Annotated in this window: 21 protein-coding genes and 1 other annotated feature; of the genes, 14 read left to right on the plus strand and 7 right to left on the minus strand. The window is 55.6% G+C overall.

Going from position 1 to position 21197, the window contains the following annotated elements; translation table 11 throughout:
* Positions 1–62: 62 nt before the first annotated feature.
* Positions 63–1730, minus strand: coding sequence for an energy-dependent translational throttle protein EttA (gene ettA / locus ACQG03_RS03255; RefSeq protein WP_063163154.1), 1668 nt, complete (start codon positions 1728–1730; stop codon positions 63–65).
* Between the two features lie 226 nt (positions 1731–1956).
* Here ettA and sltY point away from each other — a divergent pair, with 226 nt between their 5' ends.
* A complete protein-coding gene (gene sltY / locus ACQG03_RS03260; protein ID WP_063163153.1) occupies positions 1957–3894 on the plus strand; it encodes a murein transglycosylase in 1938 nt (645 codons plus the stop codon).
* Positions 3895–3949: 55 nt separating this feature from the next.
* Entirely contained in the window at positions 3950–4279 is a 330-nt protein-coding gene (gene trpR, locus ACQG03_RS03265) for a trp operon repressor (protein WP_003856511.1), read from the plus strand.
* A 27-nt stretch (positions 4280–4306) separates the two neighbouring features.
* Here trpR and yjjX read toward each other — a convergent pair whose 3' ends face one another.
* A complete protein-coding gene (yjjX, locus tag ACQG03_RS03270) occupies positions 4307–4822 on the minus strand; it encodes an inosine/xanthosine triphosphatase (protein ID WP_022646994.1) in 516 nt (171 codons plus the stop codon).
* Positions 4823–4870: 48 nt separating this feature from the next.
* On the opposite strand from yjjX, the gene gpmB reads away from it, so the two are divergent.
* Positions 4871–5518, plus strand: a complete 648-nt coding sequence (gpmB, locus tag ACQG03_RS03275; RefSeq protein WP_063163152.1) for a 2,3-diphosphoglycerate-dependent phosphoglycerate mutase GpmB — start codon at positions 4871–4873, stop codon at positions 5516–5518.
* On the opposite strand, the gene robA is transcribed toward gpmB, so the two are convergent.
* Positions 5515–6384 (minus strand): MDR efflux pump AcrAB transcriptional activator RobA, encoded by an 870-nt coding sequence (robA, locus tag ACQG03_RS03280; RefSeq protein ID WP_022646995.1) that lies wholly within the window; start codon positions 6382–6384, stop codon positions 5515–5517. The two genes, gpmB and robA, sit on opposite strands and share 4 nt — an antisense overlap.
* Before the next feature lie 214 nt (positions 6385–6598).
* On the opposite strand from robA, the gene creA reads away from it, so the two are divergent.
* The gene (gene creA, locus ACQG03_RS03285) at positions 6599–7069 is read left to right on the plus strand and encodes a protein CreA (protein WP_003856503.1); all 471 of its coding nucleotides are present in this window, start codon (positions 6599–6601) and stop codon (positions 7067–7069) included.
* 48 nt (positions 7070–7117) lie between these two features.
* On the opposite strand, the gene arcA is transcribed toward creA, so the two are convergent.
* Entirely contained in the window at positions 7118–7834 is a 717-nt protein-coding gene (gene arcA / locus ACQG03_RS03290; protein ID WP_003856501.1) for a two-component system response regulator ArcA, read from the minus strand.
* A 95-nt stretch (positions 7835–7929) separates the two neighbouring features.
* On the opposite strand from arcA, the gene yjjY reads away from it, so the two are divergent.
* The 7 genes from yjjY (at position 7930) to ACQG03_RS03325 (ending at position 14738) form a co-directional block, all read left to right on the plus strand.
* The gene (yjjY, locus tag ACQG03_RS03295; RefSeq protein ID WP_001541509.1) at positions 7930–8070 is read left to right on the plus strand and encodes a protein YjjY; all 141 of its coding nucleotides are present in this window, start codon (positions 7930–7932) and stop codon (positions 8068–8070) included.
* 399 nt (positions 8071–8469) lie between these two features.
* A complete protein-coding gene (locus tag ACQG03_RS03300; protein ID WP_063163151.1) occupies positions 8470–9156 on the plus strand; it encodes a tRNA/rRNA methyltransferase in 687 nt (228 codons plus the stop codon).
* 211 nt (positions 9157–9367) lie between these two features.
* A complete protein-coding gene (gene thrL / locus ACQG03_RS03305) occupies positions 9368–9436 on the plus strand; it encodes a thr operon leader peptide (RefSeq protein ID WP_015572623.1) in 69 nt (22 codons plus the stop codon).
* Positions 9375–9492: a sequence feature (Thr leader region), on the plus strand. (Overlaps the previous gene by 62 nt.)
* Before the next feature lie 24 nt (positions 9493–9516).
* Entirely contained in the window at positions 9517–11979 is a 2463-nt protein-coding gene (thrA, locus tag ACQG03_RS03310; protein WP_022646997.1) for a bifunctional aspartate kinase/homoserine dehydrogenase I, read from the plus strand.
* A 1-nt stretch (position 11980) separates the two neighbouring features.
* Positions 11981–12910: a homoserine kinase gene (gene thrB, locus ACQG03_RS03315; RefSeq protein ID WP_023299286.1), complete on the plus strand. Its 930-nt coding sequence runs from the start codon at positions 11981–11983 to the stop codon at positions 12908–12910.
* Between the two features lie 3 nt (positions 12911–12913).
* Complete coding sequence (gene thrC / locus ACQG03_RS03320) at positions 12914–14200, plus strand: threonine synthase (protein ID WP_063163150.1); 1287 nt, start codon at positions 12914–12916, stop codon at positions 14198–14200.
* A 250-nt stretch (positions 14201–14450) separates the two neighbouring features.
* Positions 14451–14738 carry a DUF2502 domain-containing protein gene (locus tag ACQG03_RS03325; RefSeq protein WP_022646999.1) on the plus strand — a complete coding sequence of 96 codons (288 nt, stop codon included), beginning with the start codon at positions 14451–14453 and terminating at the stop codon, positions 14736–14738.
* Positions 14739–14769: 31 nt separating this feature from the next.
* Here ACQG03_RS03325 and yaaA read toward each other — a convergent pair whose 3' ends face one another.
* Positions 14770–15543 (minus strand): peroxide stress protein YaaA, encoded by a 774-nt coding sequence (yaaA, locus tag ACQG03_RS03330; protein WP_063146405.1) that lies wholly within the window; start codon positions 15541–15543, stop codon positions 14770–14772.
* A gap of 66 nt (positions 15544–15609) precedes the next feature.
* Positions 15610–17043 (minus strand): alanine/glycine:cation symporter family protein, encoded by a 1434-nt coding sequence (locus tag ACQG03_RS03335; protein WP_023299289.1) that lies wholly within the window; start codon positions 17041–17043, stop codon positions 15610–15612.
* 262 nt (positions 17044–17305) lie between these two features.
* Here ACQG03_RS03335 and tal point away from each other — a divergent pair, with 262 nt between their 5' ends.
* The 3 genes from tal (at position 17306) to ACQG03_RS03350 (ending at position 20402) form a co-directional block, all read left to right on the plus strand.
* A complete protein-coding gene (tal, locus tag ACQG03_RS03340; RefSeq protein ID WP_003856481.1) occupies positions 17306–18259 on the plus strand; it encodes a transaldolase in 954 nt (317 codons plus the stop codon).
* A 110-nt stretch (positions 18260–18369) separates the two neighbouring features.
* Positions 18370–18957 (plus strand): molybdopterin adenylyltransferase, encoded by a 588-nt coding sequence (gene mog / locus ACQG03_RS03345; protein ID WP_063163149.1) that lies wholly within the window; start codon positions 18370–18372, stop codon positions 18955–18957.
* A 122-nt stretch (positions 18958–19079) separates the two neighbouring features.
* Positions 19080–20402: an MFS transporter gene (locus ACQG03_RS03350; RefSeq protein WP_023305417.1), complete on the plus strand. Its 1323-nt coding sequence runs from the start codon at positions 19080–19082 to the stop codon at positions 20400–20402.
* Here ACQG03_RS03350 and satP read toward each other — a convergent pair.
* Positions 20379–20945, minus strand: coding sequence for an acetate uptake transporter (gene satP, locus ACQG03_RS03355; protein ID WP_022647004.1), 567 nt, complete (start codon positions 20943–20945; stop codon positions 20379–20381). The two genes, ACQG03_RS03350 and satP, sit on opposite strands and share 24 nt — an antisense overlap.
* Positions 20946–21197 lie beyond the last annotated feature (252 nt).

Genomic DNA, 21197 nt, shown 5'->3' on the forward strand with positions numbered 1-21197 from the left:
CCTACAAACAGCGCAGAACCGTAGGCCGGGTAAGCGTGAGCGCCACCCGGCTTTTTGGGCACTTACTTAGAAATACGCTTGTACTTAATACGCTTCGGCTCCAGCGCGTCGGCGCCCAGCGTGCGTTTCTTGTACTCTTCGTATTCGGTGAAGTTACCTTCGAAGAACTCCACTTTACCTTCGTCCTGGTAGTCCAGAATGTGGGTTGCGATACGGTCAAGGAACCAGCGGTCGTGCGAGATAACCATGGCGCAGCCCGGGAATTCCAGCAGGGCGTTTTCCAGCGCGCGCAGGGTTTCGATGTCCAGGTCGTTGGTAGGTTCATCGAGCAGCAGAACGTTGCCGCCAACCTGAAGCAGCTTCGCCAGGTGCAGACGACCACGCTCACCGCCAGACAGCTCGCCCACGCGTTTGCCCTGGTCGGTGCCCTTGAAGTTAAAGCGGCCAACATAGGCGCGGCTTGGCATCTCGGTGTTGCCGATACGCATGATATCCAGACCGCCGGAGACTTCTTCCCACACGGTTTTGCTGTTGTCCATCGCGTCACGGAACTGGTCAACGGAGGCCAGCTTCACGGTCTCACCCAGGGTGATAGAGCCGCTGTCAGGTTGTTCCTGACCGGACATCATGCGGAACAGGGTGGATTTACCCGCGCCGTTCGGACCGATAATGCCGACGATAGCGCCTTTCGGTACGGAGAAGGTCAGATCGTCGATCAGCAGGCGGTCGCCGTATGACTTACGCAGGTTGGTCACTTCAACCACTTTATCCCCCAGACGTGCGCCAGGTGGAATAAACAGTTCGTTGGTTTCGTTACGTTTCTGGTATTCGGTGTTGTTCAGCTCTTCGAAGCGCGCCAGACGGGCTTTGCCCTTGGACTGACGGCCTTTCGCGCCCTGACGAACCCACTCCAGCTCTTTCTCAATAGACTTACGGCGCGCCGCTTCCTGAGACGCTTCCTGCGCCAGACGCTGATCTTTCTGCTCCAGCCAGGAAGAGTAGTTGCCTTCCCACGGAATCCCTTCACCGCGGTCCAGCTCCAGGATCCAGCCCGCCACGTTGTCGAGGAAGTAGCGGTCGTGGGTAATTGCCACCACGGTGCCTTCGAAGTCGTGCAGGAAGCGTTCCAGCCACGCCACGGATTCCGCATCCAGGTGGTTGGTCGGTTCGTCGAGCAGCAGCATGTCTGGTTTTTCCAGCAGCAGGCGGCACAGCGCCACGCGGCGGCGTTCACCACCGGAGAGATTCGCGATTTTCGCATCCCAGTCCGGCAGACGCAGGGCATCTGCCGCGCGCTCCAGCTGCACGTTCAGGTTGTGACCGTCGTGCGCCTGGATAATCTCTTCAAATTTGCCTTGCTGAGCGGCCAGTTTGTCGAAGTCCGCATCCGGCTCGGCGTATTTGGCATACACTTCATCCAGACCTTTCAGGGCGTTAACCACTTCGGATACCGCTTCTTCAACGGATTCACGCACGGTGTGTTCCGGGTTCAGCTGAGGTTCCTGCGGCAGGTAGCCGATCTTGATGCCAGGCTGCGGACGGGCTTCACCTTCGATGTCTGTATCGATGCCGGCCATGATGCGCAGCAGGGTGGACTTACCGGCACCGTTGAGACCCAGAACACCGATTTTTGCGCCCGGGAAAAAGCTCAGCGAGATATTTTTAAGAATATGACGTTTCGGCGGGACAACTTTGCCGACACGATGCATGGTATAAACGAATTGAGCCACGTTGGACTTCGCCTCTTTTATCGTGATGAGAATGAATTTCAGCCTCGAAGTGTAGCCTTTTTCACGCCCTAATCCCAGCCAGGAACGTCGGGAGTGTTAAAACGCGCAAGAAAGGTAAAAAAGTGTCCATGACGTGGCGCGTTGTGGGATGCCTGGTTAGCATAAGTTGAGGTAACTTTCACGTGGCAAGACGCTGCAACTGACGAAAAACAATGAGGAAGAGCTTGTGGAAAAAGCCAAACGGGTGGTCTGGCGTCTGCTGGCTGCCAGCGTATGCGTAATGGCGGTAAGCCAGGCGGTGCATGCCGATTCACTGGATGAACAACGTAACCGCTATGCCCAGATTAAGCAGGCATGGGACAACAAGCAGATGGATACCGTGCAGGCGCTGATGCCGACGCTGAAGGATTATCCGCTGTATCCGTATCTGGAGTATCGTCAGATCACTGATGATCTCATGAATCAACCGACCGTCACCGTAAATAACTTCATTCAGGCGAACCCGACACTGCCGCCTGCGCGCACCTTGAAGTCCCGGTTTGTGAACGAGCTGGCCCGTCGCGAAGACTGGCGCGGCCTGCTGGCTTTCAGCCCGGATAAACCGGGCGCGACGGAAGCGCAGTGTAATTACTATTATGCGAAATGGGCGACCGGTCAGCAGGAGGAAGCCTGGACCGGCGCGAAAGAGCTGTGGTTGACGGGCAAAAGCCAGTCAAACGCCTGTGACCCGCTGTTCAGCGCCTGGCGCGCCTCGGGCAAGCAGGATCCGCTCTCTTACCTGGAACGTATTCGCCTGGCGATGAAGGCCGGAAACACCCGGCTGGTTACCGTGCTGGCGGGCCAGATGCCCGCGGATTATCAGACCATTGCCTCTGCCGTTATCAGTCTGGCAAACGATCCCAATACCGTGCTGACGTTTGCGCGTACCACCGGCGCGACCGATTTTACCCGCCAGATGGCGGCGGTGGCCTTTGCCAGCGTGGCGCGTGAGGATGTGGAAAACGCCCGGCTGATGATCCCGCAGCTGGTGCAGGCCCAGCAGCTTAATGACGATCAAACCCAGGAACTGCGCGATATTGTGGCATGGCGACTGATGGGAACAGATGTCACCGACGAACAGGCGCGCTGGCGTGACGACGCGGTAATGCGTTCAAACTCTGTCTCGCTGGTGGAGCGTCGCGTGCGCATGGCGCTGGGAACGGGCGATCGTCGTGGCCTCAATACCTGGCTGGCGCGCCTGCCGATGGATGCTAAAGAGAAAGATGAATGGCGTTACTGGCAGGCGGACCTGCTGCTGGAGCGTGGTCGTGAAGACGAAGCCAAAGCGATCCTCCACTCCCTGATGCAGCAGCGCGGCTTCTACCCGATGGCGGCGGCGCAGCGTCTGGGCGAGGAGTACACCCTGAAGATCGACAAAGCGCCAGCCAACGCGAACCCGGCGCTGACGCAGGGTCCGGAAATGGCGCGCGTGCGCGAGCTGATGTACTGGAATCTGGATAATACCGCGCGCAGCGAATGGGCCAACCTGGTCACCAGCCGTACCACCGACGAGAAGGCGCAGCTCGCCCGCTATGCGTTTGATAATCGCTGGTGGGATCTGAGCGTGCAGGCGACGATCGCCGGCAAGCTGTGGGATCATCTCGAAGAGCGTTTCCCGCTGGCTTATAAGGATCTGTTCGATCGCTACACCAGCGGCAAAGATATTCCGCAAAGCTACGCGATGGCCATTGCCCGTCAGGAAAGCGCCTGGAACCCGAAAGTGCGTTCGCCGGTGGGGGCCAGCGGCCTGATGCAAATTATGCCGGGCACCGCGACGCACACGGTGAAGATGTTTAATATCCCAGGCTACAGCAGCCCGTCCCAGCTGCTGGATCCGGAGACCAACATCAACATCGGTACCAGCTACTTGCAGTACGTCTATCAGCAGTTCGGTAATAACCGCATCTTCGCGTCAGCGGCGTACAACGCCGGGCCAGGCCGCGTGCGGACATGGCTTGGTAACAGCGCAGGGCGACTCGACGCCGTGGCGTTCGTCGAGAGCATTCCGTTCTCGGAAACGCGCGGATATGTGAAGAACGTGCTGGCGTATGACGCCTACTATCGGCACTTCATGGGGGAGAAAGATGCCCTGATGAGCGATGCCGAGTGGCAGAGACGTTACTGATCGGCGCGGGTTGTGTTATGCTGTACTCGTTAATGAGTACAAGAGGCAGCATAACATGACCCAGCATTCCCCGTATTCCTCGGCCATGGCCGAACAGCGTCATCAGGAGTGGCTTCGTTTTGTGGAGTTGCTCCGCCAGTCTTACGACAAAGATCTGCATTTACCCTTGCTACAGCTGATGCTGACGCCAGACGAGCGTGAAGCGCTGGGTACACGGGTACGCATTATTGAGGAACTGCTGCGTGGCGAAATGAGCCAGCGTGAACTGAAAAACGAGCTGGGCGCGGGCATCGCGACGATTACCCGGGGTTCAAACAGCCTGAAGTCGGCGCCGGTTGAACTGCGTCAGTGGCTGGAAGCGGTATTGCTTAAAAACGCCGGATGACGGCTTCGCCTAATCCGGCCTACAAACTTAACGATAAATCGCGTTATGGAACGGACTTAACGCCAGAATAACGGCCTGGTGGTAAACGCTCGAACGGGTGAGCTTGCCCGCGGTAAAGACGCCAATCGCCCCCTCTTTACGACCAATCTCATCAATGCCGGTGTAGTGCGACATTACCGGCCCCAGCGCCTCACCCGCGCGGACTTTCTCCAGTATGACCTCCGGCAGCGGCAGCGTGGCTGAACGCGCTTCGCCGCGCTGCTCGCGGCTTTCGATGACAACCCAGCTGAAGGTCGCCCCTTCGTCGATACCTGCTTCAATCGCGACCCAGAAGTCAGCATCTGGCGCGGCGGCTTTTGCATTCGCCACGCGATTTCGTGCGCCAGCGCGTGTTTCCTCGCTGCCAAACGGCTGTTCCGGCACACCGCTCTCGACGCCGACGGCGTCAATATGGCAGGATCCTTCGCCGAAGATCTCTTCAAATGCCCTTAGAATTGCCTGAATTTTGGCAGGATTGGTGGTAGCAGAGACAACATGGTGCATAATTAAGCTCGATTTAAAAAATTCATCGCAGTATAACGGAAAAAAAGCATGTTACAGGTATACCTTGTTCGCCACGGTGAAACGCAGTGGAACGCCGAGCGACGTATTCAAGGCCAGTCAGACAGTCCTCTCACCGACAAAGGTGTGCAGCAAGCGTGGCAGGTGGCGGAGCGCGCCAGAACGCTGGGTATCACTCACGTCATCTCCAGTGATTTAGGCCGCACGCAGCAGACGGCACGCATCATCGCCGATGCCTGTGGCTGCGACGTGACCCTTGAACCGCGCCTGCGCGAGCTGGATATGGGCGTGCTGGAAAAACGCCCTATCGATACGCTGACGGAAACCGAAGAAGACTGGCGTCGCACGCTGGTGAACGGCACTGAAGATGGTCGCATCCCTGAGGGGGAATCCATGCAGGAGCTGAGCGTGCGCATGCATGCCGCGCTGGCCGAGTGCCTGAAACTCCCGGCAGGTAGCCGACCGCTGCTGGTGAGCCACGGTATCGCGCTGGGTTGCCTGGTGAGTACCATTCTGGGGCTGCCGGCTTACGCCGAGCGCCGTTTGCGTCTGCGCAACTGTTCCATTTCCCGTATCGACTATCAGGAAAGTGCCTGGCTGGCATCGGGGTGGGTGGTTGAGATGGCAGGGGACATTTCGCATCTTGATGCCCCTGCACTGGATGAGTTGCAGCGTTAACGACGTACCGGAATCAGGAATTCCATACGCAGATTGATAGGGCCTTCTTCCGGTTTTGCATCTTGCGCCGGATAGTAGCGCTCAATGTCCTGACCTTTACGGCGATTCAGATTCAGCATTGGCATGCAGGTCCCGTAAACGGTCAGGATGAACTCCTGAACGCCCGTTCCTAACCCTTCGTATGAGAACATCACATACTCGCCGCCTTCCAGCACGACAGGCTTCGAGCCATGAATGTAACCGTTTGCCATGTCAGGCGTCAGCGCCGTGGTATAGAACACTTCCTGCTCGTCATCTTTTTCCTGGCTTGGATACGTTTCGTTCAGGCCATACAGAATCGGCGGGATCGCCGGAGCGTGGCTTAAAAATTCGCGCCAGAACTGAACGCGCATCTGATGGCGGAACTCGGAGATCTGCTCCAGGGAACAGGAGTAGCTCTGCGTGGTGCCGACCAGGTGCGTTTCCGGCAAGGTGATGATTTCATATTTTGGCATCGCAAACTCGCCCAGACGCAGCGGCGGACGCATACCAAAGGAGCTCCAGTCCGGCGAGCGGCGATAAAGCGCTGGCGTTAACGAGAACTGTTTTTTAAAGGCGCGAGTGAAGGTTTGCTGTGAATCGAAGCGATATTGCAGGGCAATATCCAGGATTGGTCGCGCGGTCAGGCGCAACGCGACAGCAGACTTTGATAAACGACGTGCGCGAATATAGGCACCGATAGCATGACCGGTGACATCCTTGAACATCCTTTGCAGATGCCACTTGGAATAGCCTGCTTTTGCCGCCACATTATCCAGTGACAAAGGCTGGTCGAGATGACCTTCCAGCCAGGTGAGCAGGTCGCGAATAATTCCAGCCTGATCCATATACTATCCTCATCCTTAAAACTGCCGCAGGTGCCTGTTTACAGGTTAGCGGATAATAGCATTTTTTGACGTTTTAGCATTCAGTGTTTTTTTTGCGCATAAATGCTTTTTGTGGTGATTTAAGTGCGGATATATTCTAATCCTGTGATCTTGCTACATTTTTATCTAACCTGTTGAATAATCGCTCAGCGTAATTTTTATGAATGGTAACAATATGAAATACAAGGTTTTAGTCTTTGCAGCACTGGCGCTGATGGCAGGGCGCGTGGCACAGGCGGAGCAAATTGGCTCCGTGGACACCGTGTTTAAAATGTTTGGGCCGGACCACAAAATTGTGGTGGAGGCCTTTGACGATCCGGACGTTAAAAACGTCACCTGCTATGTCAGCCGGGCGAAGACCGGCGGGATTAAAGGCGGCCTGGGGCTGGCTGAAGACACGTCTGACGCGGCCATCTCCTGCCAGCAGGTTGGTCCGGTGGAATTGAGTGACAAAATTAAAAACGGCAAAGCGCAGGGCGACGTTGTATTCCAGAAACGGACCTCGCTGGTGTTCAAAAAGCTACAGGTGGTCCGTTTTTATGACGCGAAGCGCAACACACTGGCTTATCTGGCTTATTCCGACAAAGTCGTGGAAGGCTCACCGAAAAACGCGATTAGCGCGGTGCCGATTATGCCGTGGCATTGATAAAAAAAACGGCGCAAAAGCGCCGTTTTTTACTGCGTGACGGGAGGATTACTCCTGGAGGTCACCGCAGAAACGATAGCCTTCACCATGGATCGTGGCGATGATTTCCGGCGTATCAGGCGTAGATTCGAAATGTTTACGAATACGACGGATGGTTACGTCAACGGTACGATCGTGTGGCTTCAACTCACGACCGGTCATTTTCTTCAGCAGTTCTGCACGGGACTGGATCTTGCCCGGGTTTTCGCAGAAGTGCAGCATCGCGCGGAATTCACTGCGCGGCAGTTTGTACTGCTCACCGTTCGGGCTAATCAGCGAACGGCTATTGATATCAAGTTCCCAGCCGTTGAATTTGTAGCTGTCGACGCTACGACGCTCTTCACTGACCGTACCCAGATTCATGGTGCGGGACAGCAGGTTGCGTGCACGAATGGTTAACTCGCGAGGGTTGAACGGCTTGGTGATGTAGTCATCCGCGCCGATTTCCAGACCAAGAATTTTATCAACCTCGTTGTCACGGCCTGTCAGGAACATCAACGCGACGTTCGCCTGTTCACGCAGTTCGCGCGCCAGAAGAAGCCCGTTTTTGCCCGGCAGATTGATATCCATAATCACCAGGTTGATATCATTTTCAGAAAGGATCTGATGCATCTCTGCGCCATCGGTCGCTTCAAAGACATCGTAGCCTTCTGCTTCGAAAATGCTCTTTAACGTGTTGCGTGTTACCAACTCGTCTTCAACGATAAGAATGTGCGGGGTCTGCATGTTTGCTACCTAAATTGCCAACTAAATCGAAACAGGAAGTACAAAAGTCCCTGACCTGCCTGATGCATGTCGCAAATTAACATGATCGGCTTAACGTGACTAAAGTACGTAATTGCGTTCTTGATGCACTTTCCATCAACGTCAACAACATCATTAGCTTGGTCGTGGGTACTTTCCCTTTGGACCCGACAGTGTCAAAAACGGCTGTCATCCTAACCATTTTAACAGCAACATAACAGGCTAAGTGACACCGGACACCCAATAAAACTACGCTTCGTTGACATATATCAAGTTCAATTGTAGCACGTTAACAGTTTGATGAAATCATCGTAGCTGAATGCTAGCCTTTGTCACAATTTTTCAATAAACCAACTAGTTGCGGACATTGATTGATAAACGGTACGAATCCAATCGGAAAAGAGTATTCATAAGGTCATTATCATTACAAAACATAAGGATAATGGACTTCTGTTAACATTCTAACTGATTGTTCAGCCACAAAATAGTTTAGCTTTTTTTAATTGTTATGAAACGCTATTTCGGTGATTTGTGTTGCAAAATTGTAAATTCGTGCTGCGTAATATGTTGAAGTGAATCACATTTTTACCTGCTAACTGATTAAAAAGAGAGCATAAATGCATCTGTCGATTGTGCTGGTGGCACCAGCAAGAGCTGAAAATATTGGCGCTGCGGCGCGTGCCATGAAGACCATGGGTTTTACCGATTTGCGTATCGTAGACAGCGCGGCGCATCTGGAGCCTGCTGCGCGATGGGTGGCGCACGGTTCGGGTGATATTCTCGATAATATAACCACTTACGCTACGCTCGCTGAGGCGCTGCACGATATTTCGTTTACCGTCGCGACGACCGCGCGCAGCCGGGCGAAGTTTCATTATTACGCCACGCCTGCTGAACTGGTGCCACTACTGGAAGAAAAAAGCCAGTGGCTGGAGAAAGCCGCGCTGGTGTTTGGGCGAGAAGATTCCGGGCTAACTAACGAAGAACTGGAACTGGCTGACGTCCTGACGGGCGCGCCGATGGTGGCGGATTATCCGTCACTCAATCTGGGGCAGGCGGTGATGGTGTACTGCTATCAATTAGCATCCTTAATACAAATTCCTCAGCCGCCAGCGTCAGTAACGGATGAAAACCAGCTGGCGGCGCTGCGTATTCGTGCAGATAAGCTTCTCGAGCAACTGGGCGTCGCTGACGATCAAAAAATGGTGGACTGGTTACAGCAGCGCCTGGGGCGTCTTGAACAGCGCGACACGGCAATGCTGCACCGATTGCTTCATGATATTGAAAAAAAATTAGCCGAGTAAAATAGTGTCATAAGTTTTTATTATGGCCGATCCTGCTAATGTCTGGGGTTGCATCTGGGGTATTCCGATGAAAATAAATCTGCACGCAGCGGGACGTGAGAATGTCCCGAATTGTGATCAAATTAAAAATTCATTGACTTAAGGTGTCCGATCCTTTAACCCTAAAAGAATAGAGCACAGACAGATAATAATGACAGAGTACACAACATCCATGAAACGCATCAGCATCACCACCATTACTACAACCATCATCATTACCACAGGTAACGATGCGGGCTGACGCGTACAGGAAAAACAGAAAAAAGCCCGCACCTGAACAGTGCGGGCTTTTTTTTCGGCTAAAGGAAATGAGGTAGAACCATGCGAGTGTTGAAGTTCGGCGGTACATCAGTGGCAAATGCAGAGCGTTTTCTGCGTGTTGCCGATATCCTGGAAAGTAACGCCAGGCAGGGGCAGGTTGCTACCGTGCTCTCTGCCCCGGCAAAAATCACGAACCACCTGGTGGCGATGATTGAAAAAACCATCGGTGGCCAGGATGCACTTCCGAACATCAGCGACGCCGAGCGTATCTTCGCTGAACTGCTTCAGGGGCTGGCAGACGCCCAGCCTGGCTTCCCGCTGGCGCAGCTGAAAACCACCGTTGAACTCGAATTTGCCCAGATTAAACACGTTCTTCACGGTATCAGCCTGCTGGGTCAATGCCCGGACAGCATCAACGCGGCGCTGATTTGCCGGGGTGAAAAACTCTCTATCGCCATCATGGCAGGCGTGCTGGAAGCGCGCGGTCACCACGTGACGGTCATCGATCCGGTTGAAAAACTGCTGGCTGTGGGACACTACCTTGAATCCACCGTCGACATTGCCGAGTCGACACGCCGCATTGCGGCGAGCAAAATCCCGTCTGACCACATGATCCTGATGGCAGGCTTCACCGCCGGTAACGAGAAGGGCGAACTGGTGGTGCTGGGGCGTAACGGCTCTGACTACTCCGCTGCCGTGCTGGCGGCCTGTTTACGTGCAGACTGTTGTGAGATCTGGACTGACGTTGATGGTGTATATACCTGCGACCCGCGCCAGGTGCCGGACGCCAGGCTGTTGAAGTCGATGTCGTACCAGGAAGCGATGGAGCTTTCCTACTTCGGCGCCAAAGTGCTTCACCCACGTACCATCTCCCCGATTGCCCAGTTCCAGATCCCTTGCCTGATTAAAAACACCGGTAATCCGCAGGCGCCGGGTACGCTGATTGGCGCCAGCGCTGATGAAGATGACCTGCCGGTAAAAGGCATTTCGAACCTTAATAACATGGCGATGTTCAGCGTCTCTGGCCCGGGTATGAAAGGTATGGTTGGCATGGCGGCACGCGTATTTGCGGCCATGTCCCGTAACGGGATCTCCGTGGTGCTGATCACGCAGTCTTCCTCCGAATACAGCATCAGCTTCTGCGTCCCGCAGGGCGATTGCCTACGCGCCCGTCGCGCGCTGGAAGAAGAGTTCTACCTGGAGCTGAAAGAAGAGCTGCTGGAGCCGCTCTCTATTCAGGAGCGTCTGGCCGTGATCTCCGTGGTAGGCGACGGCATGCGCACCCTGCGCGGAATCTCCGCCAAATTCTTTGCCGCCCTGGCGCGGGCCAATATCAATATCGTGGCGATTGCCCAGGGCTCATCAGAGCGTTCAATTTCCGTTGTCGTGGATAACGATGACGCCACTACCGGCGTGCGCGTGGTGCATCAGATGCTGTTCAACACCGATCAGGTGATTGAGCTGTTCCTGGTGGGCGTCGGCGGCGTCGGCGGCGCGCTGCTGGAGCAGGTAAAGCGCCAGCAGGAGTGGCTTAAGAAGAAACATATCGATTTGCGCGTCTGCGGAATTGCGAACTCGAAAGCGTTGCTGACTAACGTCCACGGTCTGAACCTGGAAAACTGGCAGGCGGAACTGGAAGAGGCGAAAGAGCCGTTCAACCTGGGTCGTCTGATCCGTCTGGTGAAAGAGTATCACCTGCTTAACCCGGTGATCGTCGACTGTACCTCCAGCCAGGCTGTGGCCGATCAGTACGCGGATTTCCTGCGCGAAGGTTTCCATGTGGTGACGCCGAACAAAAAGGCCAACACCTCGTCGATGGATTACTATCACCAGCTGCGTCTGGCGGCGAGCAAGTCGCGCCGCAAGTTTCTGTATGACACCAACGTGGGCGCAGGCCTGCCGGTCATCGAGAACCTGCAAAACCTGCTGAACGCGGGCGACGAACTACAGCGTTTCTCCGGCATCCTCTCCGGCTCCCTGTCGTTTATCTTCGGCAAGCTGGACGAAGGGATGAGCCTGTCGGAAGCCACCCGCGCCGCGCGCGAGCTGGGCTACACCGAGCCGGATCCGCGCGACGACCTCTCCGGTATGGATGTGGCGCGTAAGCTGCTGATCCTGGTGCGCGAAACCGGCCGCGAGCTGGAGCTTTCGGATATCGTGATTGAGCCGGTGCTGCCAGCAGAATTTGATGACAGCGGCGACGTCAGCGCTTTTATGGCCAGGTTGCCGCAGCTTGACGACGCCTTTGCCGCCCGCGTTGCGAAAGCCCGTGATGAAGGTAAGGTATTGCGCTATGTTGGCAATATTGAAGAAGACGGCGTCTGTCGCGTGAAGATTGCCGAAGTGGATGGCAACGATCCGCTGTACAAGGTGAAAAACGGCGAGAACGCCCTGGCGTTCTACAGCCATTATTATCAGCCACTGCCGCTGGTACTTCGCGGCTATGGCGCAGGGAATGATGTGACGGCGGCGGGCGTGTTTGCCGATCTGCTGCGTACCCTGTCATGGAAGTTAGGAGTTTAAGATGGTTAAAGTATATGCCCCGGCTTCCAGCGCCAATATGAGCGTCGGATTTGACGTGCTGGGCGCGGCGGTCACGCCAGTGGATGGTTCGCTGCTGGGCGATACGGTAACGGTTGAGGCGGCAGAGCGCTTCAGCCTGAATAACGTCGGCCGTTTTGCCAGCAAGCTGCCGCCTGAACCGCGTGAGAATATCGTTTATCAGTGCTGGGAACGCTTCTGTCAGGAGATCGGTAAAAACGTGCCGGTCGCCATGACGCTGGAAAAGAGCATGCCGATTGGTTCGGGACTCGGCTCCAGCGCCTGCTCGGTGGTCGCCGCGCTGGTGGCGATGAATGAGCACTGCGGCAAGCCGCTGAACAACAGCCGCCTGCTGGCGCTGATGGGCGAGCTGGAAGGGCGCATCTCCGGCAGCATTCATTATGATAACGTGGCGCCGTGCTTCCTTGGCGGCATGCAGCTGATGATTGAAGAAAATGGCATCATCAGCCAGCAGGTGCCAGGGTTTGATGAGTGGCTGTGGGTGCTGGCCTATCCGGGCATTAAGGTTTCTACCGCCGAAGCGCGTGCGATCCTGCCGGCGCAGTATCGTCGTCAGGACTGTATCGCCCACGGGCGTCATCTGGCGGGCTTTATTCATGCCTGCTATACCCGACAGCCGCAGCTGGCGGCGAAACTGATGAAAGACGTTATTGCCGAGCCGTATCGCACGAAGCTGCTGCCGGGCTTTAACGAAGCGCGACAGGCATCCATGGATATCGGCGCACAGGCGTGCGGCATCTCCGGCTCCGGCCCGACGCTGTTCGCCTTATGCGACAAGCCAGACACCGCGCAGCGTGTGGCGGACTGGCTCTCTAAACACTACCTGCAAAATCAGGAAGGCTTTGTTCATATTTGCCGTCTGGACACGGCTGGCGCACGAGTACTGGGATAACGAATGAAACTCTACAACCTTAAAGATCATAACGAGCAGGTCAGCTTTGCGCAGGCGGTAACGCAGGGTTTGGGCAAAAATCAGGGGCTGTTCTTCCCCCACGACCTGCCGGAATTTCAACTGACTGAAATCGATGAACTGCTTAAGCAGGACTTTGTCACCCGCAGCACCAAAATTCTGTCTGCGTTTATTGGCGACGAAATCCCGCAGGAGCTGCTCGAAGAGCGCGTGCGCGCGGCGTTTGCTTTCCCGGCCCCGGTGAAGCAGGTGGAGCCTGACGTTGGCTGTCTGGAGCTGTTCCACGGCCCGACGCTGGCGTTCAAAGATTTCGGCGGTCGCTTCATGGCGCAGATGCTGACCCACATCAGCGGCGACAAACCGGTGACCATCCTGACCGCGACCTCAGGTGATACCGGTGCGGCGGTGGCTCATGCGTTCTACGGCCTGAAAAACGTCCGCGTGGTGATCCTCTATCCGAAAGGCAAAATCAGCCCGCTTCAGGAAAAACTGTTCTGCACTCTTGGGGGCAACATTGAAACCGTGGCGATCGACGGCGATTTCGATGCCTGCCAGGCGCTGGTGAAGCAGGCCTTTGATGACGAAGAGCTGAAGGCGGCGCTGGGGCTGAACTCTGCCAACTCCATCAACATCAGCCGTCTGCTGGCGCAGATCTGCTACTACTTCGAAGCGGTGGCCCAGCTGCCGCAGGACGCGCGCAATCAGCTGGTAGTTTCCGTGCCAAGCGGGAACTTCGGCGATCTGACGGCGGGCCTGCTGGCGAAATCACTCGGCCTGCCGGTGAAGCGCTTTATCGCTGCTACCAACGCCAACGACACCGTGCCGCGTTTCCTGAAGGACGGAAAATGGGCGCCGAACGCGACGCAGGCCACGCTCTCCAATGCGATGGATGTGTCACAGCCTAACAACTGGCCGCGTGTGGAAGAGCTGTTCCGCCGTAAGGTCTGGCGTCTGGGCGACCTGGGCTACGCAGCGGTGACGGACGAAACCACGAAAGCCACCATGCGCGAGCTGAAAGCGGTGGGCTATACCTCTGAGCCGCACGCGGCGATTGCCTATCGTGCCCTGCGCGATCAGCTTCAACCGGGTGAGTATGGCCTGTTCCTCGGTACCGCCCATCCGGCCAAGTTCAAAGAGAGCGTGGAAGCGATCCTGGGTGAAACGCTGCTGCTGCCAAAAGAGCTGGCCGAGCGCGCCGACCTGCCGTTGCTGTCCCATGAGCTGCCCGCAGACTTTGCCGCACTGCGTAAGCTGATGATGACCCGAGCGTGAGTTTATTGCCCGGTGGCGGCTACGCCTTACCCGGCCTGGAACATTTCAGAAAAGTAGGCCGGTAAAAGGTGAAGCCGCCACCCGGCTTTTTTATGGAGAAAATAAGGAGAAAAACAGCAGGAAAAAAGCAGAAATTCCCAATAAATGCGGTCACTTAGGGTTTAGGATTGCAGAGAATAACATCCACCGTTCCCATCACGTACTCTCCTTACATCGGCCCACGTTGGGCAAGAAGAATAAGGAGTCACCTATGTCTACACTGAAACCTGCACTTATCGCGCTTTCACTGATGCTGGTCGCTCCCATGGCGGTGCAGGCAGCTGAGATCACCCTCGTCCCTGCGGTAAAACTGCAAATTGGCGATCGGGATAATAACGGACACTACTGGGATGGCGGCCGCTGGCGCGACCATGACTGGTGGAAAGCGCACTATGACTGGCGCGATAACCACTGGCGTCCGCACGATGAACATCGCGATCGTCACGATCATCACCGTCATGACGATCATCGCCCGGGGCCGGACCGGAAGCACCATTAATACAAACCCCGCCAGCTGGCGGGGTTGTCTTTTATTGCTCGTGACGCTTAAACACCAGCTCGTTTTTTCCTGACGATGCCTCGTCGAAGAAATACCCTTCACTGTTAAAGCCAGTGAGCTGCTCTGGCTTCGTCAGGCGGTTTTGAATGATGAAGCGGCTCATCAGACCGCGCGCTTTTTTGGCGTAGAAGCTGATCACTTTAAATTTGCCGTTTTTCTCGTCGAGGAACACCGGCTTGATAATGTCCGCATCCAGCTTTTTCGGCTTCACCGATTTGAAGTACTCATCGGAGGCCAGGTTGATCACCACGTTGTCCCCCTGGGCTTGCAGCGCCGCGTTAAGCTTATCGGTAATGACATCGCCCCAGAACTGGTACAAATCTTTGCCTTTGGCGTTTTTCAGGCGGATACCCATCTCCAGACGATATGGCTGCATCAGATCCAGCGGGCGCAGCACCCCGTACAGGCCGGATAACATGCGCAGATGCTGCTGGGCAAAATCGAAATCGGCTTCGCTAAACGTTTCTGCTTGCAGGCCAGTGTAGACGTCACCTTTGAAGGCCAACAGTGCCTGGCGGGCGTTAGCGGGCGTGAAGTCAGGCTGCCACTCATGAAAACGGGTGGCGTTCAGGTCGGCGAGTTTATCACTGATGCTCATCAGCGAAGCGATTTGCGGAGCCGAAAGCTTACGCGCCTCGTGGATCAGCTGTTGCGAGTAGTCCAGCAATTCCGGCTGGGTATAACGCTCAGTGGCGAGCGGGCTCTGGTAGTCGAGCGTTTTGGCAGGTGAAATCAGAATCAGCATATCCAGTCCTTGCAGGAAATTTAGAGCGACTTTAACAAAAAATCGCCCTGAATTGATCGATAGCTGTTATTGCCGCGGCAAATCATCCCAGGTGCCAGGAGCAATTTGTGATTCGATTTCGGGATAGCGTGAGGCGTCAAAGACGGGCTGTACGCCGAGCTTGCGCTGACGCAGATAATCGCGCGCGATCAGCGCTACAACCGGTGAAAGAAGCAAAATTGCCGTCAAATTGGTGATGGCCATCAGCGCCATAATGACATCCGCCAGTTGCCAGATCATCGGCATGCTGAGCAGGCAACCGACAAATACCATGGCCAGCACACCCGCGCGAAGGATGTTGCGGGCCAGACGCGAGTCAACTTTCAGGAAAATAAGGTTGTTCTCGGCATAGATATAGTTCACCACAATAGAACTGAAGGCAAAAAGCCCCACGACAAGGGCGACAAGGCCTGCGCCCCAACCGCCGACGAGGGAGACCAGCGCCTGTTGTACCCAGTGAATGCCTGCTGTACTGCCGGATGGATGTTCAACGGCGCCGGACAGCAACATTATCATCGCACTGGCGGAGCAGATAACAATGGTGTCTGTGAAGACGCCAATCATCTGTACAATGCCCTGCGCGGCGGGATGCGGGGGCCAGGATGCGGCCGCTGCGGCGGCATTCGGCGTGGAGCCCATTCCCGCCTCGTTGGAGAACATGCCTCGCTGAAAACCCGCAGTGAGCGCCTGGCTAAGGGTGTAACCCAGCGCGCCGGAAGCCGCTTCGCGCCAGCCGAACGCGCTTTGGAAAATGGTGACGATGACGTTCGGCACTTCGTCGATATGTATCGCGCATACCAACAGGCTGGTTGACACCCACAGCAGCGCCATCAGCGGAACCAGCCACTGCATCAGGCGGGCTACCCCTCTCAGCCCGGTCACAATGGTCAGCAGGGTGAGAAGGGCAAGCGCGCTGCCCGTCAGCCACTCCGGACAATTGAAGGCAAAGCGCAGCGCGTGGGCGACGGAATTAGCCTGAACGGTATTGAAAATAAGACCATAGGCCATCAGTAAAAAGATTGAGAACAGGACGCCCATCCAGCGCATTCCCAGTCCGCGAGCCATATACCAGGCGGGGCCGCCGCGAAATTGACCGTTGCCGTCTTTTTCTTTGTAGAGCTGCGCAAGCGAGCATTCAGCAAAGGAGGTGGCCATACCGATAATCGCCGTCACCCACATCCAGAATACCGCGCCCGGACCGCCCGCGCCGATTGCCAGCGCGACACCGGCCAGGTTACCGCTGCCGACGCGCGCGGCCAGGCTGGTACAGAGCGCCTGAAATGAGGTCAGGCCGCCCGGCTGTGGTGTGACGCTGTTTTTCAGACTTCTGCCAAATTTGCGAATATAGCGAAACTGAATCAGTCCGCTGCGCCACGTAAACCAGATACCTGCTCCTGAAAGCAGGTATATCATGATTGAACCCCAGAGAACTTCGTTAATAAAGAAAAAGAAATCAGGCACTAACGTCCCTCTTGTTGATGCCAACGTGAATATGTAAGCGCTACCACTGATTGTGCATGCTGTTACTTAGCAGCCTGTTAATATTCTGAGTTTATCATACTCTGCCTAAGCGCACTGTCTGCGGTTGCGCTGCCTCTCACTCGTGTTATCATCAGGGCAGACCGGTTACATCCCCCTAACAAGTAAACCTGTCATTTTTCCGCTGCTGGCAGGCTGTCGGTAGTGTGAATTATCCAGGGAACGTTAAAAGAGAAACACTATCATGACGGATAAATTGACCTCCCTTCGTCAGTTCACCACTGTCGTCGCTGACACCGGAGATATTGCGGCAATGAAGCTGTACCAGCCGCAGGATGCTACAACCAACCCTTCTCTGATCCTTAACGCCGCGCAGATCCCTGAGTATCGCAAACTGATCGACGAGGCGGTGACCTGGGCAAAAGCACAGAGCAATGACCGCGCGCAGCAGGTTGTGGATGCGACTGACAAACTGGCAGTAAACATCGGTCTGGAAATCCTGAAGCTCGTTCCTGGCCGTATCTCTACTGAAGTTGATGCTCGCCTGTCCTACGACACCGAAGCGTCTATTGCCAAAGCAAAACGCCTGATCAAACTGTACAACGATGCGGGCATCAGCAACGACCGTATCCTGATCAAACTGGCCTCTACCTGGCAGGGCATTCGCGCCGCTGAACAGCTGGAAAAAGAAGGGATCAACTGTAACCTGACTCTGCTGTTCTCCTTCGCACAGGCGCGTGCATGTGCCGAAGCTGGCGTATACCTGATTTCTCCGTTTGTGGGCCGTATTCTGGACTGGTACAAAGCCAACACCGACAAGAAAGAGTATGCGGCGTCTGAAGATCCAGGCGTGATTTCCGTGACGGAAATCTACGAATACTACAAACAGCACGGCTATGAGACCGTTGTTATGGGCGCAAGCTTCCGTAACGTCGGTGAAATCATTGAGCTGGCTGGCTGTGACCGCCTGACCATCGCCCCTGCGCTGCTTAAAGAGCTGGCAGAAAGCGAAGGTGCTATCGAGCGTAAACTGTCCTACACCGGCGAAGTGAAAGCGCGCCCAGAGCGCATCACCGAGTCCGAGTTCCTGTGGCAGCACAACCAGGATCCAATGGCCGTAGATAAACTGGCGGACGGTATCCGTAAGTTTGCTATCGACCAGGAAAAACTGGAAAAAATGATCGGCGACCTGCTGTAATCATTCTGCGTGACCGGGTTCCCGGTCACGCCTCTTTCCCCCGCCTCTGTCTGAATTTTCTCTCTGCGTGTATCATTCCCTTTAATCAGTACTTTTTGAATGGAATGGATATGACTACCTTACGCATCGGCTTAGTGTCGATTTCTGACCGCGCCTCCAGCGGTGTTTATCAGGATAAAGGCATCCCTGCTCTGGAAGAGTGGCTGGGCAGCGCGCTCACTACCCCGTTTGAGATCCAGACTCGCCTGATCCCGGACGAGCAGCCGATCATCGAGCAGACCCTGTGTGAGCTGGTGGATGAGATGAGCTGCCACCTTGTGCTGACGACGGGCGGAACCGGCCCCGCGCGCCGCGATGTAACGCCGGACGCGACGCTGGCTATCGCCGATCGTGAAATGCCGGGCTTCGGTGAACAGATGCGCCAGATCAGTCTACACTTTGTCCCGACGGCCATTCTTTCCCGTCAGGTCGGAGTGATCCGCAAACAGGCGCTGATCCTGAACCTGCCGGGGCAGCCGAAGTCGATAAAAGAAACGCTGGAAGGAGTAAAAGCCGAAGACGGGAGCGTTATCGTCCACGGTATCTTTGCAAGTGTACCGTATTGTATACAACTGCTTGACGGTCCGTACGTGGAAACTGACGGCAACGTGGTAGCAGCATTTCGCCCTAAAAGCGCTCGCCGCGAAACAATCTCCTGAAAATGCTTTAAATGTGACATTAGCGCCAGCCGCAGTAGCGTGTAAATGGATTTACGATATAGTAATTTTTTCTTTACGATTGCTGTAAAAAATAATCCACAACACATGCACAATGGTTCGCTATGTCACATAACACCCGACCTCTGAATCGACAGGACTACAAAACCCTCACGCTCGCTGCTCTGGGCGGCGCGCTGGAGTTTTACGACTTCATCATCTTTGTCTTCTTCGCCGCCGTCGTGGGGGCGTTGTTTTTCCCGGCGGATATTCCTGAATGGCTGCGTCAGGTGCAAACCTTCGGCATTTTCGCTGCCGGGTATCTGGCGCGTCCGCTGGGCGGCATTGTTATGGCGCACTTTGGCGATCTGGTTGGGCGCAAGAAGATGTTTACCCTCAGCATCCTGCTGATGGCCGTGCCGACGCTGGCGATTGGCCTTTTGCCTACCTATGAGTCGATGGGCATTATCGCCCCGTTATTGCTGCTGCTGATGCGTATTCTCCAGGGCGCGGCCATCGGCGGGGAAGTGCCGGGCGCGTGGGTGTTTGTCGCTGAGCACGTCCCGGTGCGCCGCATCGGCATTGCGTGCGGAACGCTGACCGCAGGACTGACGATTGGGATCCTGCTTGGCTCCGTGGTTGCAACCATCATCAATACCAGCATGACGCAACAGGCCGTTCACGACTGGGGCTGGCGTATCCCGTTCCTGCTGGGCGGGGCGTTTGGGCTAGTGGCAATGTACCTGCGACGCTGGTTGCAGGAGACGCCAGTATTTCTGGAAATGCAGCAGCGGAAGGCGCTGGCGCAAGAATTGCCGGTAAAAACCGTAGTAGTGCGGCATAAAAAAGCGGTAGTCGTGTCGATGCTTCTGACCTGGCTGCTGTCTGCGGGTATCGTGGTGGTCATTTTGATGTCGCCGGTCTGGCTGCAAAAACAGTACGGTTTTGCGCCTGCTGTGACGTTACAGGCGAACAGTATCGCGACAATTATGCTCTGCTTTGGCTGTCTGGCCGCGGGACTGGCGGCGGATCGTTTCGGTGCCAGCGTGACCTTTATTGTCGGCAGCCTGCTGCTGGCCGCGTCGAGCTGGGCATTCTACCATCTTGCGGGCAGCCATCCTGAACAGTTGTTCCTGCTGTACGGCATCGTCGGGCTGTGCGTGGGCGTCGTTGGCGCCGTACCGTACGTAATGGTCCGCGCCTTCCCGCCGGAGGTACGCTTCACCGGCATCTCTTTCTCTTATAACGTCTCGTATGCCATTTTCGGTGGGCTGACCCCGATTGTGGTCACGGTGTTGATGGGGCTGTCACCCCTTGCACCTGCATGGTACGTGCTGGCGTTATCGCTGATGGGGCTGGTATTGGGGATGTGGCTTCGCCAGTCAGAGGGATGTCGTGCCCGCGACGCGGGCACGACAGAGGGATCAGTGTTTTTCACCAATCGGTAATACGGTGCGGCCGAACTGCTCGTTCAGCACTTCACCCATTGCCAGGTAGATAGCGCTTGCGCCGCACACCAGACCGACCCAGCCGGCAACGTGAACGATGCCTTCGTTATCCGCCAGGTGACCCGCGGCAAGCAGAGCGAACAGCACGGTCAGGCTCAGGAAGACGAATTGCAGCGCGCGGTTCGCCTTCAGGGTGCCGAAGAACATGAACAGGGTGAACACGCCCCACAGTCCCAGGTACACGCCCAGGAAATGGGCGTTTGAAGCATCTGCCAGGCCCATTTTAGGCATCAGCAGAATGGCGACCAGCGTCAGCCAGAACGAACCGTAAGAGGTAAAGGCGGTTAAGCCGAAGGTATTGCCTTTCTTATATTCCAGCAGGCCCGCGAAAATTTGCGCGATACCGCCGTAAAAAATGCCCATCGCCAGGATTACGCCGTCCATCGGGAACATCCCGATGTTGTGCAGGTTCAGCAGAATGGTGGTCATGCCAAAACCCATCAGGCCCAGCGGAGCCGGATTAGCCAACTTAGTGTTGCCCATAAGTCCTCAAAAAAATCATCATTAATATGGTGAAATGGTTAAACCCGCGCCAGTTCTCCCTGACGGGGCGCGGCATCATAATGGGCGGCATCGGCGCCGTCTATGATCTCATCGGGGTGAAATTAAAAAATTTTTTATCCTTCCCCCTTGATGGATGCCGTTGTGACCCCATCTTGTAAGCAACCGCAGTGTGTGGACCTGAAAAAAATCAAATCTGGGCAGTTGAAAAAGCACGTTCTGCCCTTATTACAG

The organism is Enterobacter cloacae complex sp. 342H5 (assembly GCF_050030905.1).
GTDB lineage: Bacteria > Pseudomonadota > Gammaproteobacteria > Enterobacterales > Enterobacteriaceae > Enterobacter > Enterobacter intestinihominis.

Excerpts from the sequence above, each read along its gene's own strand:
- trpR (WP_003856511.1), top strand. The coding sequence starts at position 3,950 with ATGACCCAGCATTCCCCGTATTCCTCGGCCATGGCCGAACAGCGTCAT.
- yjjX (WP_022646994.1), bottom strand. The coding sequence starts at position 4,822 with ATGCACCATGTTGTCTCTGCTACCACCAATCCTGCCAAAATTCAGGCA.
- gpmB (WP_063163152.1), top strand. The coding sequence starts at position 4,871 with ATGTTACAGGTATACCTTGTTCGCCACGGTGAAACGCAGTGGAACGCC.
- robA (WP_022646995.1), bottom strand. The coding sequence starts at position 6,384 with ATGGATCAGGCTGGAATTATTCGCGACCTGCTCACCTGGCTGGAAGGT.
- creA (WP_003856503.1), top strand. The coding sequence starts at position 6,599 with ATGAAATACAAGGTTTTAGTCTTTGCAGCACTGGCGCTGATGGCAGGG.
- arcA (WP_003856501.1), bottom strand. The coding sequence starts at position 7,834 with ATGCAGACCCCGCACATTCTTATCGTTGAAGACGAGTTGGTAACACGC.
- ACQG03_RS03300 (WP_063163151.1), top strand. The coding sequence starts at position 8,470 with ATGCATCTGTCGATTGTGCTGGTGGCACCAGCAAGAGCTGAAAATATT.
- thrA (WP_022646997.1), top strand. The coding sequence starts at position 9,517 with ATGCGAGTGTTGAAGTTCGGCGGTACATCAGTGGCAAATGCAGAGCGT.
- thrB (WP_023299286.1), top strand. The coding sequence starts at position 11,981 with ATGGTTAAAGTATATGCCCCGGCTTCCAGCGCCAATATGAGCGTCGGA.
- thrC (WP_063163150.1), top strand. The coding sequence starts at position 12,914 with ATGAAACTCTACAACCTTAAAGATCATAACGAGCAGGTCAGCTTTGCG.
- ACQG03_RS03325 (WP_022646999.1), top strand. The coding sequence starts at position 14,451 with ATGTCTACACTGAAACCTGCACTTATCGCGCTTTCACTGATGCTGGTC.
- yaaA (WP_063146405.1), bottom strand. The coding sequence starts at position 15,543 with ATGCTGATTCTGATTTCACCTGCCAAAACGCTCGACTACCAGAGCCCG.
- tal (WP_003856481.1), top strand. The coding sequence starts at position 17,306 with ATGACGGATAAATTGACCTCCCTTCGTCAGTTCACCACTGTCGTCGCT.
- mog (WP_063163149.1), top strand. The coding sequence starts at position 18,370 with ATGACTACCTTACGCATCGGCTTAGTGTCGATTTCTGACCGCGCCTCC.
- ACQG03_RS03350 (WP_023305417.1), top strand. The coding sequence starts at position 19,080 with ATGTCACATAACACCCGACCTCTGAATCGACAGGACTACAAAACCCTC.
- satP (WP_022647004.1), bottom strand. The coding sequence starts at position 20,945 with ATGGGCAACACTAAGTTGGCTAATCCGGCTCCGCTGGGCCTGATGGGT.